Source organism: Streptomyces sp. NPDC002588 (assembly GCF_040295925.1).
In the GTDB taxonomy this organism is placed as follows: domain Bacteria; phylum Actinomycetota; class Actinomycetes; order Streptomycetales; family Streptomycetaceae; genus Streptomyces.
The window spans coordinates 116,949-131,090 of the sequence record NZ_JBEOWF010000024.1 but is presented as its reverse complement, the minus strand read 5'-3'; the positions used below and the strand labels follow the sequence as shown (position 1 = coordinate 131,090).

The following is a 14,142-nucleotide window of genomic DNA, read 5'->3' as shown; positions in this document are numbered from 1 at the left end:
GAGAGCCGGGCCGTGCGCCAGGAGTGGTCCCCTGGAGCCGTTCAGGAGCCGTCGAGAGCGGTCCTACAGCGCCGCCAGCACCTCCTTCGCCACCCTCTCGCCCGACCGCACCGCTCCGTCCATGAAGCCCATCCAGTAGGTGGAGGTCTCGGTCCCGGCCCAGTGGATGCCGCCCACGGGCTTGCGCAGGTTGGGTCCGTACTGGGTCAGGACGCCGGGAGCGGCGATGGAGACGGGGCCGCCGCGGCTGTAGGCCTCGTTGTTCCAGCGTTGCAGGACGAAGGAGGTGGGGGAGGCCGCTTTCTCGCCGAAGTACGTCACGTAGTCCTTGAGGACGGCCGCCTTGACCTCCGCCTCGCTCGCCGCGTCGTACGCCCGCGCCTCGTCGGCCTCGATGAAGCCCATCAGGGCGCCGTAGGAGGCGTCGGGCGGGGAGTTGTCGAAGGTGGAGCTGACCACCCCGGTGTCGCTGACGACCTGGCCGTTGAGGCCGTCGGCGCGCCAGAAGGGGGTGTCGTAGATCGCGATGGCCTTGGCGACCGAGGCCATCGGCAGCCGCTGGGTGAGCTGGTCGCGGCCGGCCGGCAGGAGGGGCGCGAAGGAGATCCGGGCGGCGAGCGGCGGGGGCACGGCGACGACGACCCTGTTGGCGGTGACGGTGATGCCGTCGGCCGTCACCACGTACCGGGAGCCGGACTGGGAGATCGTGCGCACCGGGGCGTTCAGCACGACCCGGTCGCCGAGCGTGGCGGCGAGTTTGAGCGGCACCTGCTGGGAGCCGCCGACGAAGCGCCGTTCCTGGGCGCCGTTCGCGGTCTCGGTGAGGCGCTCCAGGGTGCCTGCGGTGGACTCGTTGCCGGCGGCGGCGATGTAGAAGAGGACGAACAGGAGGGAGAGTTCGCGGGGTTCGGCCGAGAAGATCGAGGTGCAGGCCACGTCCAGCAGGAACTTGGCCGACGGGATCACGGCGTTGGCGCGCAGATAGGTCTCGAAGGTCTGCCGGTCCCACTCCTCGGCCTTGGCCGCGGTCCAGGGCGCGTCCACCGGGACGGTCTTGGCCATGTCGTCCAGCGAGGCCTGCACGATCGCCGCGTTGGCCAGCCCGGCCGCGTCGACCGGCGGGACCGAGCCGAGGATGCCGTCGGTGGCGTAGGGGGTCTTCTTGCCGTCCTTGTAGAGGAGGTTCTTGCCGGTGTTGTAGGTGGCGAACGTGTCCACGCCGAGGGAGTCGGCGAGCGCCTTGATGCGGTCCTGGGTGGGGCCGATGAACTCGCCGCCGCCCTCGGTCACCCCGCCGTTCGCCAGGGACAGGTTGAGGACCCGGCCGCCGACGCGGTCGCGGGCCTCCAGGACGGCGACCGTCTTCCCCGCCGCGACCAGGTCACGGGCCGCGGTCAGGCCGGCGAGACCGGCGCCGACGATCACGACGTCCACGTCCCGGGTGGCCGCCGCGGACGCGGATCCGGCGGCGGTCGCGGTCAGGGCGGTCGCACCGGCGGCCACGGCGGCGGTGCGGCCGAGCAGGGAGCGGCGGGAGAGCTGTCTTTCACTTGCCACGTGCGTCCTCCGTAGAGAGGGGGTGGTGCCGGGAAGGTGAACAGGGCTCACATTCTGGCGCCGTGCGAGGGCGCGCGACAACGCTCTCGTCACATCTGACACACGAGTAACTAGGGCAGCGGTTAACGGAGTTGGCGTCTCACGGCCTTCGCGATCCGTTCCGCGTCGATCGACAGCTCGCGGAGGGTGCCGCTGATGGGGGTGGTGAAACCGGTGAAGTGCAGGCCGGGCGCGTTCTTCGGGGTGCGCGGGCCGTGGGCGAGCGGGCGGCCGCGCTCGTCGAGCACGCCGAGGTGTCCGACCAGGCCCTCCAGCGCGCGGACGTAACCGGTGGCGGCGACGACCGCGTCCGGGGAGATCCGGGTGCCGTCGGCGAGGGCGACCTTGCCGCCGTCCTCGAAGCTCTCGACGGCGGCCACGACCTCCACCCGGCCCTTGCGCACGGCGTCGATCAGACCGACGTCCTGCACCGGGATCGCGCCCTCCTTCACCCGGCTGTAGAGGCCGGTGCCGGGGCGCGGCAGGCCGTGCGCGGACAGGTCCGGCACGCTGAGCCTCGCCATCGGGCGGGCCAGCCGGTCGACCAGGCCGACGGGCAGCCTGCGGACGAGGATCGCGGTGTACTGGGCGGCCCAGCCGGCGGTGGAGCGGCGGACGATGTGCGGGGCGGTCCGCACGGAGAGGCGCACCCGCGAGGCGCCGTTCTCCACCAGGTCGACGGCTATCTCCGCGCCGGTGTTGCCGGCGCCGACGACGAGGACGTCCCGGCCGGTGTACGCCTTGCCCGTGCGGTAGGCGGCGGCGTGCGCGAGGTCGCCGGCGAACTCCTCGCGTCCGGGCCAGTCCGGCAGGTACGGGGTGTGGTTGTAGCCGGTGGCGACGACGACCGCCGAGCCGGTCAGTTCGCGGCCGCCGGTGGCGTGCAGCAGCCAGCCGGTGCCGTCGGGGGTGCGTTCGATCCGGGAGACCTCGACTCCGGTGACGATCTCCAGCTCGTGCACCTCGGCGTACTTCTCCAGATACCGCACCACGTTGTCGCGGGCCACCCAGCGCCCGAACCGGCGGGGTATCTTCAGCCCCGGCAGGGCGGAGAGCCGGCGGGTGGTGTGCAGATGCAGCCGGTCGTAATGGCGCCGCCAGGACGCTCCGACGCCGTCGGCCCTCTCCACGATCACGGCACGGATCCCCTGGGCACGCAGGGCATATGCCGTGGCGAGGCCGCCGGGTCCGCCGCCGACGACGTAGACGGGGCGGTCCGCGGGGTTCGCGGAGGTGATCACCGAGGTCGCGGGGGCCGGTGCGGGTGGTGCGGAGTCTTCCATGAGCGCGAGCGTAATCACGCACAGGGTTGATGGGTCTCGGTCAAGCCCGGAATTGGTTGCGGATCGATCACGCTTGGGGGAGATGTGTGTGGAACCGGTGACGTACTTCACCCGGTTGTGCGGAAACAGGTGCGACGCCTGGTCCAGGTGCGCTTGGGCCAGGCGTCGCGGGCGACGGCGTCAGTGACTATGACGGGAAACGGACGCCGCCGCGTTCAGGGGTCCCAGGGTTCCGCCCGGGAAGGGTCACTTCCCACTCTTCCTGTGACCGGTCACCTTCGCGATCCACTCGATGAAGTCGCCGGGGTCGGTGTTGGCGCCGTGGCCCTGGTCCCAATAGTAGAGGTGGTTCACATCGTCACCGAGGCCGTGCGCGGCGGCGGCGATGTTGGCGGAGACCGTGTGGGCGGTGTCGGAGTCGTTGGTGCCCAGCCGGATCCACCAGTGCCTGGTGCGGCCCTGGTTGGGCTTGTCCACCAGGAAGAACATCGGGTTCATCAGGCGCAACAGCTCGGGGATGTCGCCGTCGAGGCGCTTGCTCGTCAGTCCGGTGGTGTCGTTCTTCTGGCCGTACGCCGTGAAGTGGCGGGCCTCGGTCGTACCCGTTCCGAATTCATTGTTTTCGCCTGTCGACAGGTCGAAGGCGTCGAAGGCCGGGGTGCTCTTCTTGCGGGCGCCGACATGGGTGAGGAAGTCGGCCCAGGAGAAGCCGGCCTTGCCGTTCTCGAAGGTGATGAAGGTGTTCGAGGCGAGGTAGGTCTCGCGGTCGGAGTCCGACAGGGCCGTGAGGTAGGTGGCGGCGGACGGCTCCAGGTACTGCTTGACCAGGTACTCGTCGTAGTTGCGGGCGGTCAGCCGGCCGAAGCCGCCGAGGCCCTTGAGCTTCAGGGAGGCCTGGTACTCGGCGAACTGCGACTGGAGTTCCTTCGACACGGTCTGGTCGACCTGGCTGCCGGTCTGGAGGGCGTTCGTGCCCCAGTTCCACTCGTAGGCGCCGTCGGCGTGCTCCAGGTCGGTGATCGGGCACCAGGCGCCGGTCGCGAAGATCGCGTCGGAGGCGTCCGCCGCGCCGAGCTCCTTCAGGTACTTGTCGTAGAGCGGGCTGTCGCCCGACGCGCCGAGCAGCGCGGACACGGCGCCGCCCGCGCTGGTGCCCGCGGAGACGATCCGGTCGGTGTTGCCGGGGATACGGCCCTTGTTGGCCCGTACGTACCGGACGGCGGCCTTGAGGTCGACGATCACGGCGGGGGCCACGCCGTAGTACTCGCCGTCGGAGTTCTTGAGGGTGCGGCCGCGGGCGCCGGGCTCGACGACGACGTAACCGGCGGCCAGAGCCAGCAGTTGGTTCGAGGCCGTGGCGCCGCCGGTGGCGTTGGTGTTGCCGTTCGCGTTGGAGGCCGCGGAGGCGGAGGCACTGGGCGCGGCGCTGCCGGTGGGCGCACCGCTCGGGGCGCCGCCGCCGGACATGCCCCCGGCACCGATGCCGGTGGCGTCGGCCACGGAGGAGGGCATGTAGCCGCCCACGGAGTTCGCGAACAGGATCGGCGCGTCGCTCGCGTCGACCGCGGTGCCGTCGATCTCGACGGGCACGCTGACGACCAGGCTCTGGTAGGTGGCGTCGACCGGGTCGGCGACGTAGGTGATCGCCTTCCAGAAGTGGTACTTCACGGTGTGCTCGTCGCCGTCGGTGTCCGTGACCGTCGTCGTCAGCTCGGTGTAGGCGTCCGGGTCGAACACCAGCGAGTCCGAGGGTGACGAGGAGGACGACGGCGAGGTGTCCTCGGAGGCCTGTGCGCTCAGCGCGATGCCGCCCGCCGCGGCGATGCCGGCGGTGGCTCCGAGCCCCATCACCACGGTCCTGCGCCTGACTGCCCTCTGCTTCACGGTTCGCTCCCTCGCTGCCTGTGGCTTGCGTCTGCGAAGCTAACCGGGTTGCGCACAAAATTGCCAACAATCTGCGGCCATTCATGGACGACCCACAGCTTCATCGCGAAGGCACAGGGTTCTCTCATCGGAACGGCGTCGGAATCGCCTCGGGAACGCGCGGGCTTCCGGGAACGGATTGCCTGACGTACCGTCAGATCCATGGGTGCGCAGGAGAAGAAGAGCACCGCGCGGTACGACCTCCCCGAGGCCGACGCCTTCACCCGCGCGTACTGGGACGCGGCCGCCGAGGGCCGGCTGCTGATCCGGCGCTGCGGGGGGTGCGCGCGGGCCCACCACTATCCCCGCGAGTTCTGCCCGTCCTGCTGGAGCGAGGACGTGACCTGGGAGGAGGCGAGCGGCCGGGCGACCCTCTACACCTGGTCCGTGGTGCACCGCAACGACCTGCCGCCGTTCGGGCAGCGGACGCCGTACGTCGCCGCGGTGGTCGACCTCGCCGAGGGACCCCGGATGTCGACGGAACTCGTGGAAGTGGCGGATCCGCGGGCGGGGATGGAACTGGCGGTGGCCTTCCGGGAAGGGGTACCTGTGTTCCGGACGGCCGGGAACGGGTGACGGTCCGGTCGGCCCCTTCCGCCCCCTCCGCCGCCCCCTCGGCCCCCTCCGCCGCGTTCGTGCAGGAGACCGCATGCCTTGCGGCAACGAGGTGTTGAATGGCCGGATGACCGACATCCGCGAGCCGCATCCCGTCCCCCTCGCCACCGGTCTCCACGGCCACGGCCTCGCGCTGCGGCCCTGGGACCCCGAGTCCGCCGCCGACGTGGACGCGTGGCTGCGCGGGCATCTCGACCCCGAGTTCCAGCGCTGGAACACCCCGCTGCGGACGATCGTCGACACGGCGAGCGCCCGGGAGTCCCTGGAGGTCAAGGCCGCGGACATGGCGGCCGGGGTCGCCATGGCGTTCTGCGTCACGGACGCCGCCGACGGGACGATCCTCGGGCAGATCGCCGTCAACGCGATCGAGCACCTGTTCAGTCACGCCGTCGTCGGCTACTGGGTGCTGCCCGAGGCGCGCGGCCGGCACGTCGCGACCCGCTCCCTGCTGCTCGCGTCGCGCTGGGCGTTCGACGAGGTGGGTCTGCACCGGCTGGAACTCGGTCACGCGCTCGGCCACGGCGGATCCTGCCGGGTCGCCGAGCGGTGCGGATTCCGCTACGAGGGGACGCTGCGCGGCGCGATGTGGGAGGCGGGGCGCAGGGACGCCTTCCGCGACGTCCACCGCCATGGACGCCTCAGGACGGACCCGGAGCCGGAGGCTCCGTGAGCGGGATAAATCACGGGTGGTGAAGGTCTGTCCTGGGCCATCATGCGGGCCATGCGCCCTGACGACTGGCACCTCACCCACGACCTCGACGCCTTCCTCGACCGGGCGGGGGACTTCCTCGCCTCCCGGCCCGCGCTGCACAGCGTCCCGCTCACCGTGACGGACGCCCTGCGCCGGCGGGGCCCGCACGTCTTCGGCGAGGAGGACCCCGTGTTCGGCACGCTGGAGACGGGCGGCGAGGTCGGCGCGGTGTTCCTGCGCACCCCTCCGTACTGGATCAACCTCACCCCGCTCACCGAGGAGCAGGCCGACGCCCTCGCCGCCCGGCTCGCGTCCGCCGGACACCGCCTGCCCGGGGTCTTTGCCGAGAGCGGGACGGCCACGGCCTTCGCGGAGGCGTGGCAGCGGCACACGGGCGTCGAGGCCAGTCGCCAGCGAAGCCAACGCCTCTACCGGCTGGGCAAGTTGACACCCCCCGAGCCGGTCCCCGACGGAGCCGCGCGTATCGCCACCGCCGCCGACCGCACTCAACTCGCCCGCTGGTACGACGAGTTCTGCGAGAGCATCGGCGAGCCCGGCCTCCAGGACAGCGGTGCCTGGGCCGACTCCCGGATCTCGCACGGCGGCGCCGCCTTCTGGGAGACCCCCGACGGCACGCCCGTCTCCCTGGCCTCCGCCGCGCCGGAGGTCGCCGGGCAGGTCCGGGTGTCCACCGTCTACACGCCGTCGCAACTGCGCGGCCGGGGCTACGCGGGCGCGGTGACCACCGAGGTCAGCCGAGCCGCACGGGCCGCCGGAGCCGCCGAGGTCCTCCTCTTCACCGACCTCGCCAACCCCACGAGCAACGGCCTGTACCAGCGGATCGGCTACCGCCCGGTGGCCGACTTCGCGGTGTACGGGTTCGAGGAGTAGGAGTCTTCGCCACCCGGACCACCGGCCGCCGTGGGAATCAAGGCCACAGCAGACCCCGTTCCCAGTCCGAGTCCGTGCGTCGGCGGTAGAGCAGGCGGGCGTGCTGTCGCCGTGCGTCGCCCTGGAAGAACTCCACCTCGTCCGGGCGCAGGTGGTACAGGGTCCAGGTCGGGGACTCGGCGGTCGGATCGGCCCGGGCCTGTTCCCAGGCGGCCTGTGAGGCCTCCGCGAGTTCCTCCGGGGAGGAGAGGGGCCGGCTCTGGCGGCCGGTCAGCGCCGCCGCGAGGGCGCCCGTCGAGCGGGCGTGCAGGTCCGCCTGGGCCTCCGCGGAGGGCGCGGACGTGACCGGGCCGCGGACGCGGACCTGGCGGCCGAGGACGGGCCAGTAGAAGGTGAGGGCCGCGTACGGGCGGGCGGCGAGCTGGCGGCCCTTGCGGCTGGTGGCGTGGGTCGCGAAGGACCAGCCTCCCGCGTCGGCGCCGTGCAGCATCACGATGCGGGCGTCCGGGAGGCCGTCCTCGTCGGCGGTGGCCAGGGTCATCGTGTGCGGCTCGCGCTGCCCGGCCGCGACCGCCCGCGCGAACCAGTCGGTGAACAGCGTCAGCGGGTCGTCCGGCGCCGCCGCCGTGTCGAACGGCGGCAGCTCGGTCACCTCCGGGTCCCACACCCGCAGCGACTTGAGCAGTTCATGGAGATCGGTGGCCATACGTCGAGTATCCGGCCTCCACGATCAGCGCTTGGCGAACTGGACCTTCGTCGGCTGTACGGCATCCGCGCGTACGGCGATTCCCTCAACCGTCAGCTGTTCCCCGTAGATGTCGGTGAGCCTGATCGCGCCGCCGCACCCGGTGCCCTGCTCGGAGAGGAAGTAGTTGTACTCGGTGCGCGGCAGCGCCACCCAGCCGCTGCCCGTGCGGACCTCCAGCCGGGCCAGCGGATTGCGGTGGCCGATCGCCTGGATGCCGCACCAGTACTGGGTGGAGCCGGTCTTGTAGCGGATCGAGATCGTGTCGGACGTGGCGGGGCTCAGCAGGCTCCAGCTGATCGGGATGCGGCCCGCCGAGAGGGGGGCGAGCTTGGCGAACGCCTGTCGGCTGAGGTCCAGTTGGCCTGCCTGGCAGGGCGCGGGGCACTCGTTGGTGATGCGGACCGTGATGGACTTCCCGCCCGAGGTGACCGACACGTACGCCCCGCACGCCTTCGACGTCTCGTAGTCGGCGGTGTTCATCGCCGCGGTCATGACGTCGGAGGTCGGGCCGTAGGAGCAGGCGCCGTCGCCGTTGCCGACGTCATAGGAGGTGGCGACGCCCGTGTAGGTCCTGCCGGGGGCGATGCGGCCGGCCAGGGAGCCGGTCGAGGACGGTTTCCGGGCGGCGGTCGTGGCGGCCGGGCGCGCCGATGCCCTGGTCGGGGTGGCCGAGGGGCGTTTCGTGCTCGTGCTCGGACTCGGCTTCGGAGCGGAGGACGAGGGCGATGGGCTCGGCGACGACGAGGACGGGTCCGTCGCCGTCGGGGAGACGCTCGCCTCCGCCCCCGCGACCGGCCTGACCTTGTCCGCTCCGGCGGCGGCGGCCGTCCCGCCGTCCGGGCGGAAGGCGACGACCAGGGACACGACCAGCGCCACGGCTGCGACGGCCCCCACGGAGATCGCGGCGGTGCGTGGCCCGCGGCGCTCGGGGCGGGTACGGCGGCGGTGCGAGGAGGATGCCACGGATGAGTCCTTACGCGGTTCGGCGGAGCACGACCTGCAAGTCCTGCGGACGGACAGAGCTTTCGTCTCGTCGGTCGCCGCCGGATACGGAAAGGTTGCCGCTCCGGTTCATCTCGCCCCCTCACTCCCTCTCGATGCCCATGCCTCTCAAGGCCTCTCGATTCCGCTTACTTCACCGTCTGGTACTGGCCCAGGAAGCGGGCCCGGCCGCTCTCCACGCGGTACAGGAACAGCCCGGGGTTCGAGGACATCTGGAGTGTCGTGCTGTCGAACGACAGTTCCTTGCAGACGCCTTGATAGGTGAGCGTGCGCAGTCCGCGGGTCATGCCGCCCCGCTCCACCCCGTCCGGGCCGAGCAGCCGCAGCCCCTCGGCGGCCAGGCCGAGCGCGTCGTACGCCTCGGCGGCGTACGTGCCCACCTCGTCGACGCCGTAGCGCTTCCGGTACTTCGCCGCGAAGTCCTTCGCCGTCTTCAGCGCCGGAGAAGCCGAAGGATCCACGTACGTGGTACCGAACGCCCAGCCCTCGGCGGCCGTCCGCGCCTCCGCCAGGAACGCGGGCCCCAGCACCGGCTCCATGGCCGAGCACGAACCGGTGAAGCCCGCCGCGCGTACCGCGCGGGCGCACAGGGCGGCCCGGTGGGCGGAGGTGCCGGTGTAGACGAGCGCCTCGGCCTTGGCGGCGATCGCCGCCTCCACGGCGGGGCGGAAGTCCTCGCTGCCGGCGGCGACGGTGTGGAGGGTGGTGGTGCCGCCGGTGCTTCTGGAGGGCGGGAACTCGTTCAGCGATCTGGCGCTCTTCCAGCTGGTCTGGCCGGCGGCCCGGTCGTCGATGACGGCGGTCCTGCGGGCGGGCTCGACGACGGTGAGATACCAGGCGACCGGTGTCGTCAGGGAGAGGTCGCTGGGCCTGAGCTGGAAGATCGCCGTGTTCGAGGTGTCGGACAGCCTGTCGTCGCCGGCGGAGACGATCAGCGCGGGCAGCAGAGCCTTCTGGTAGCTCTCCTGGGCGGCGACGGCCGTCGCGTTCGTCGTGGGACCGATCACCGCGTACACCGTGTCGTCCGCCACGAAGCGGGCGGCGGTCTTCACGGCCTGCTCGGGCTTCCCGCCGTCGTCCCTGACCTGGAGCACGAGGTCGAAGTCCCGGTCCGCGAGGGCGTTGTGCTCCTCGACGGCGAGCCGCGCACCCCGCTCCTGCGCCTGCCCGAGACTCTTCCGGCCGCCGCTCAGATCGGCGTGCAGCCCGATCGTGTAGGTGGGCAGCGGCGTCGGATCGCCCGTTCCCGCCCCGGGCCCGCCGCCCGCGCGGCGGGCCGCCCACGCCGCCACGCCGCCACCGGCCCCGAGCACCCCCACGACCGCCCCGAGGGTCATGAAGCGCCGCCGCGACGGCCCGGCCGCCACCCGGGTCTCCTCGGGGTCCGGCGTCCCGGACACCGGCACGGGCACCGGCAACTCCAGCACCCGTGCCGCCCGTTCGGCGATCAGGCCCGGCAGGGGAGCGGGCAGCCAGCCGCCCTCGGCCGTCGTGCCGGGTTCGAGACCGGCGCGGATCTCCTCCGCCGAGGGGCGGGCGCCGGGCTCCTTCGCGAGACAGGCGGTCAGCAGGGGCAGCAGCGGGTCCGGTACGCCGGTGAGGTCGGGGTCCTCGTGGACGGTGCGGTAGACGACGGCGGCCGGGGTGCCGGTGCCGAAGGCGCGCCGGCCGGTCGAGGCGAAGGCGAGGACGCAGGCCAGCGAGAAGACATCGCTCGGCGGGCCGATCCGTTCCGCCCGGCCCGCCTGGGCCTGTTCGGGCGAGAGATAGCCGGGGGAGCCGATCACCACGTCGCTCGCGGTGAGCGCGGTCGCGTCCGCCGAGCGCGCGATGCCGAAGTCGATGAGCCGTGGTCCGTCCAGGGCCAGCAGCACGTTGCCGGGCTTGACGTCCCGGTGGACCAGTCCGGCCGCGTGCACCTCCGCCAGTGCCTCGGCCAGCCGGGCGCCGAGCACCCGTACGCTGTCCGGCGGCAGCGGTCCATGGCGTGCGACCGCGTCGCCGAGCGACGGTCCGGGCACGTACGCCGTGGCCATCCAGGGCTCGCGGGCCTCCGGGTCGGCGGCGGTCACCGGGACCAGCCAGCGTCCGCCGGGCCGCTCCGCCAGGAGTTCCCCGAGCCGGCCCACCGCCTGCGCCTCGCGCCGGAAGCGCACCCGGAAGGCGGGGTCGGCGGCGTACTCGGCGCGGATCACCTTGAGCGCGACCAGCGCCCCGCCCGGCGTACGGGCCAGATAGACCACGCCCATGCCGCCCGCGCCCAGCCGGCCGAGCAGCCGGTGGCCGCCGACGGCCTGCGGGTCCCCGGGACGGAGAGCGGTGACGGGCACGGTCGGGCAGCCCTACGAGTCCGACCAGGACGGAATGGGTGCCGCGCCGAGGAAGCGGAATGTGCCGCCCTCGACCAGGTAGCCGAAGATCGGCCCGTTCGTGGGGGAGGAGGCCCCGGTCTTGGGATCGAAGGCGTACTTCTTCGTCACCCCCTGATAGCCGGCCTTGCGCAGGGCCGTGGTCAGCTGGGCGCGCGTCGGCCGCTTGTCCGCTCTGCGCAGGCTGTCCGCGATCAGGTTGACGACGTCGTACGCCTCCACCGCGTAGTAGCCGGGGGCGCTGCCGAACCGTTTGCGGTGGGCGGCGGTGAAGTCTGCGGCCTCGGGCAGGGCGGTGGGGTCGACGCAGGTGCTGGTGATCAGCCAGCCCTCGGCGGCCTCACCGGCCGCGTCGAGGAATTCCGAGGTCAGTACGGCTCCCGCGGTGTACCTCGGTCCGTCGAAGCCGGCCGCGGCCAGCTCGCGCGCGAAGGCCGCCGCGCCCGGCGCGTAGCCGCCGTAGACGAAGGCGTCGGCTCCGGCCGCCAGCATGTCGGCGACGATGGGCCGGAAGGCCTCGGTGCCGGCCGGGACGACCCGCGGATAGGGCACGCGGCCCTGCCCCCGCAGCAGCATGTTGACGGAGCCGACGGTCTCCCAGGCGTAGTCGCCGGCGGTGCGGTCCATGAGCAGCCCGGGCCGCCTGGAGGGGCCGGTGGCGGCGACCCCGGAGGCGTACTCCTCGCTCACCGCCTTCCCGCCCGCCGTCAGGAACACGGCGATGGAGCCGGTGGCCTCCACGTCGGCGGGGCGGGCGTGCAGGAAGGAGCGGTAGCCGCGGGAGGTCAGGGCGCCGGCTCCGGCGGACACGGAGATCAGCGGGAGCAGCGCCCCGTCGTACACGCTGACGACGGCGCGGGCGGGGTCGTCGGAGGTCGGGCCGAGGACGGCGAGTACGTCCTTGTCGGCGACGAAGGCGCGGGCGACGGCGCCGGCCCGGGTCGCGTCACCCCGGTCGTCGGCCGTCTTCAGGGTGAGGGTGAAGGGCTTGTCCTTGCGGGCGTTGAACTGCTCGACGGCGAGCCGCGCGCCCCGCTCCTGCGCCCGCCCCAGAGCCTTACCGGGGCCGCTGAGATCCGCCTGTAAGCCGATGATCCAGTCCCGGCCCTTCTTCGGGCCGGGCTTCTCGCGTTCGTCGTCCCCGCGCAGTGCGGCCCAGGCCGTCACCCCGCCGCCCGCCGCCAGGACCGCGCCTCCTGCCGCGATCAGGAACCGCCGCCGGCCGGGCGCGGGCGGCCCGGATCCCGCCGTCCCGGCTTCCGCGTCCGGCCCCGCCGTCCCGTCTTCCCCGGCCGGCCCCGCCTCGGCGACGGTCGGTTCGATGTCCGGCAGGGCGAGCATCGCGGCCGAGCGCTCGGCGACGATCCGTACGACGTCCTCCGGGAGCCACCCCGCCGGATCCCCCGGGGTGTCCTCGACGATCAGCTCGTGCAGCGCGGCCGCCGAGGGACGGTCGGCCGGGTCCTTGGCCAGGCACGGCCGCAGCAGCGCCGGCAGCTGTTCGTCGATGCCCTCGAGGTCGGGCTCGTCGTGGACCGTGCGGTAGAGCAGGGCGTCCACCGCGCCGGTGCCGAAGGGCGGGCGGCCGGTCGCCGCGTACGCCAGCAGACAGCCCAGCGAGAAGACGTCGCTGGGCGGGCCGAGTTCGTCGGCGCGGGCCTCGGCCTGCTCGGGCGAGAGGAAGCCCGGGGTGCCGACGACCATGTCGGCGGACGTGATCGCCGTGTCGTCGGCGGCCCGCGCGATCCCGAAGTCGATGAGCCGCGGCCCGTCGACGGCGAGCAGCACGTTGCCGGGCTTGACGTCCCGGTGGACCAGTCCGGCCGCGTGCACCTCGGCCAGCGCCCCGGCGAGCATCCTGGCCAGCACGCGCACACTGCGGGCGGGCAGCGGCCCGCACTCGGCGACGGCCTCGGCCAGCGAGGGCCCGGGGACGAAGGCCGTGGCGAGCCAGGGTGCGGCGGCGTCCGGGTCGGCGCCGGTGACGGGCACGACCCAGGGGCTGCTGATCCGGCGCGCGGCCTCGGCCTCGCGGCGGAAGCGGGCCCGGAACTGGGGGTCCTCGGCGTACTCGGCCTGGATCACCTTGATCGCGGCGAGCGCGCCCTCGTCCGTACGGCCGAGGTAGACCACGCCCATGCCGCCGGCGCCGAGCCGGCCGAGCAGCCGGTACCCGGCGAGGGAGGAGGGGTCGGAGGGCAGCAGCGCGCCGGTCATTTCTCCACCTCCAGCTCGTTCTCCAGCCGGAGCAGCATGCTGCTCTGCGTCTCGGCCACCGCCAGGCTCAGTTCCACGTATTCATGGCCCTTGGAGCCCCGGCCGGTGGCGGCGACGGTGACCTGCCCGACACGGCCCTGGGTCCATGTGTAGGCGAACGGGCCGCCCAGGGTGTCGCTCTGGTACTGGCCGGCCTCGAAGAGCGAGTCCTCGGCGTACTGGTTGCCGTTCTTGCCGAACGGCATGCCGAGGGACTGGAGGCCGGTGATCCGTTCCCCGGCGCGCAGCACCTGGTCGGGGCAGCGCAGCGCCTCTTCGAGGGTCGACGCCTGCTCCCAGTCGGCGGCGTCCACGTCCTTGTGGACGGTGACGGTCACGGCGACTTTGACCGGCCCCTTGCCGTCGGCGGCGGGGAGTTCGCTGTAGCGGGTGATGCTGGCGAGCACGTCGTCGGGCACGGGCTCACGCTGCCAGACGCAGTCGTCGTCGAGGACCGGCCAGAAGCCGGGATCGCTGTCCGGGGCCGCGAGGACATAGCCGGCCCCCCAGAGCTCGGGGCCCCCGGCGACCTTCTCGGCCAGCCGCACGGCGTCCGCGCGGGTCTTCGGGGCGCGGGCGGGGTCCGGGGTGAAGTCGAGTGCGGTCGGCGCGGCGGCGGGAGCGGGGGTGGCGGTGCCGCCCGCGTCGGCGGTGGCCGTGCGGCTCGGTCCGCCGGTGGCCTTCCCGCCGCCGGATCCGCCGCCGCCCGAGCAGCCGGTGACCAGCAGCAGGCCGCTCACCGAAAGCACGCACAAGCCCCGTAAAAGC

Annotated in this window: 11 protein-coding genes; 3 read left to right on the top strand and 8 right to left on the bottom strand. The window is 72.9% G+C overall.

All coding sequences use genetic code 11. The features are described 5' to 3' along the window. Positions 1 to 63: 63 nt before the first annotated feature. The 3 genes from ABT057_RS26835 to ABT057_RS26825 form a co-directional block, all read right to left on the bottom strand. On the bottom strand, positions 64 to 1,557 hold the full coding sequence (locus ABT057_RS26835) for a flavin monoamine oxidase family protein (RefSeq protein WP_352346144.1): 1,494 nt from the start codon (positions 1,555 to 1,557) through the stop codon (positions 64 to 66). Positions 1,558 to 1,679: 122 nt separating this feature from the next. After that, positions 1,680 to 2,879, bottom strand: coding sequence for a flavin-containing monooxygenase (locus ABT057_RS26830; RefSeq protein WP_352346143.1), 1,200 nt, complete (start codon positions 2,877 to 2,879; stop codon positions 1,680 to 1,682). 246 nt (positions 2,880 to 3,125) lie between these two features. Next, positions 3,126 to 4,727, bottom strand: a complete 1,602-nt coding sequence (locus ABT057_RS26825) for a subtype B tannase (RefSeq protein WP_352346176.1) — start codon at positions 4,725 to 4,727, stop codon at positions 3,126 to 3,128. 237 nt (positions 4,728 to 4,964) lie between these two features. On the opposite strand from ABT057_RS26825, the gene ABT057_RS26820 reads away from it, so the two are divergent. The 3 genes from ABT057_RS26820 (at position 4,965) to ABT057_RS26810 (ending at position 6,999) form a co-directional block, all read left to right on the top strand. Beyond that, positions 4,965 to 5,378, top strand: a complete 414-nt coding sequence (locus ABT057_RS26820) for a Zn-ribbon domain-containing OB-fold protein (RefSeq protein ID WP_352346142.1) — start codon at positions 4,965 to 4,967, stop codon at positions 5,376 to 5,378. Between the two features lie 106 nt (positions 5,379 to 5,484). Then, positions 5,485 to 6,087: a GNAT family N-acetyltransferase gene (locus ABT057_RS26815; protein ID WP_352346141.1), complete on the top strand. Its 603-nt coding sequence runs from the start codon at positions 5,485 to 5,487 to the stop codon at positions 6,085 to 6,087. A 51-nt stretch (positions 6,088 to 6,138) separates the two neighbouring features. After that, on the top strand, positions 6,139 to 6,999 hold the full coding sequence (locus ABT057_RS26810) for a GNAT family N-acetyltransferase (RefSeq protein WP_352346140.1): 861 nt from the start codon (positions 6,139 to 6,141) through the stop codon (positions 6,997 to 6,999). 37 nt (positions 7,000 to 7,036) lie between these two features. Here ABT057_RS26810 and ABT057_RS26805 read toward each other — a convergent pair whose 3' ends face one another. From ABT057_RS26805 to ABT057_RS26785, 5 genes are all read right to left on the bottom strand, one after another. Further along, positions 7,037 to 7,705 (bottom strand): pyridoxine/pyridoxamine 5'-phosphate oxidase, encoded by a 669-nt coding sequence (locus tag ABT057_RS26805; RefSeq protein WP_352346139.1) that lies wholly within the window; start codon positions 7,703 to 7,705, stop codon positions 7,037 to 7,039. 24 nt (positions 7,706 to 7,729) lie between these two features. Then, complete coding sequence (locus ABT057_RS26800; protein ID WP_352346138.1) at positions 7,730 to 8,710, bottom strand: expansin EXLX1 family cellulose-binding protein; 981 nt, start codon at positions 8,708 to 8,710, stop codon at positions 7,730 to 7,732. Positions 8,711 to 8,877: 167 nt separating this feature from the next. Then, positions 8,878 to 11,079 (bottom strand): bifunctional serine/threonine-protein kinase/ABC transporter substrate-binding protein, encoded by a 2,202-nt coding sequence (locus tag ABT057_RS26795; RefSeq protein ID WP_352346137.1) that lies wholly within the window; start codon positions 11,077 to 11,079, stop codon positions 8,878 to 8,880. A 12-nt stretch (positions 11,080 to 11,091) separates the two neighbouring features. Continuing rightward, positions 11,092 to 13,335 (bottom strand): bifunctional serine/threonine-protein kinase/ABC transporter substrate-binding protein, encoded by a 2,244-nt coding sequence (locus tag ABT057_RS26790; protein ID WP_352346136.1) that lies wholly within the window; start codon positions 13,333 to 13,335, stop codon positions 11,092 to 11,094. After that, positions 13,332 to 14,123: a hypothetical protein gene (locus tag ABT057_RS26785; protein ID WP_352346135.1), complete on the bottom strand. Its 792-nt coding sequence runs from the start codon at positions 14,121 to 14,123 to the stop codon at positions 13,332 to 13,334. Before ABT057_RS26785 ends, ABT057_RS26790 begins: the two co-directional genes overlap by 4 nt. Between the last annotated feature and the right edge of the window lie 19 nt (positions 14,124 to 14,142).

Coding starts and splice junctions, on each gene's coding strand:
- ABT057_RS26830 (WP_352346143.1), bottom strand. CDS start 2,879: ATGGAAGACTCCGCACCACCCGCACCGGCCCCCGCGACCTCGGTGATC.
- ABT057_RS26825 (WP_352346176.1), bottom strand. CDS start 4,727: ATGGGGCTCGGAGCCACCGCCGGCATCGCCGCGGCGGGCGGCATCGCG.
- ABT057_RS26820 (WP_352346142.1), top strand. CDS start 4,965: ATGGGTGCGCAGGAGAAGAAGAGCACCGCGCGGTACGACCTCCCCGAG.
- ABT057_RS26815 (WP_352346141.1), top strand. CDS start 5,485: ATGACCGACATCCGCGAGCCGCATCCCGTCCCCCTCGCCACCGGTCTC.
- ABT057_RS26810 (WP_352346140.1), top strand. CDS start 6,139: ATGCGCCCTGACGACTGGCACCTCACCCACGACCTCGACGCCTTCCTC.
- ABT057_RS26805 (WP_352346139.1), bottom strand. CDS start 7,705: ATGGCCACCGATCTCCATGAACTGCTCAAGTCGCTGCGGGTGTGGGAC.
- ABT057_RS26790 (WP_352346136.1), bottom strand. CDS start 13,335: ATGACCGGCGCGCTGCTGCCCTCCGACCCCTCCTCCCTCGCCGGGTAC.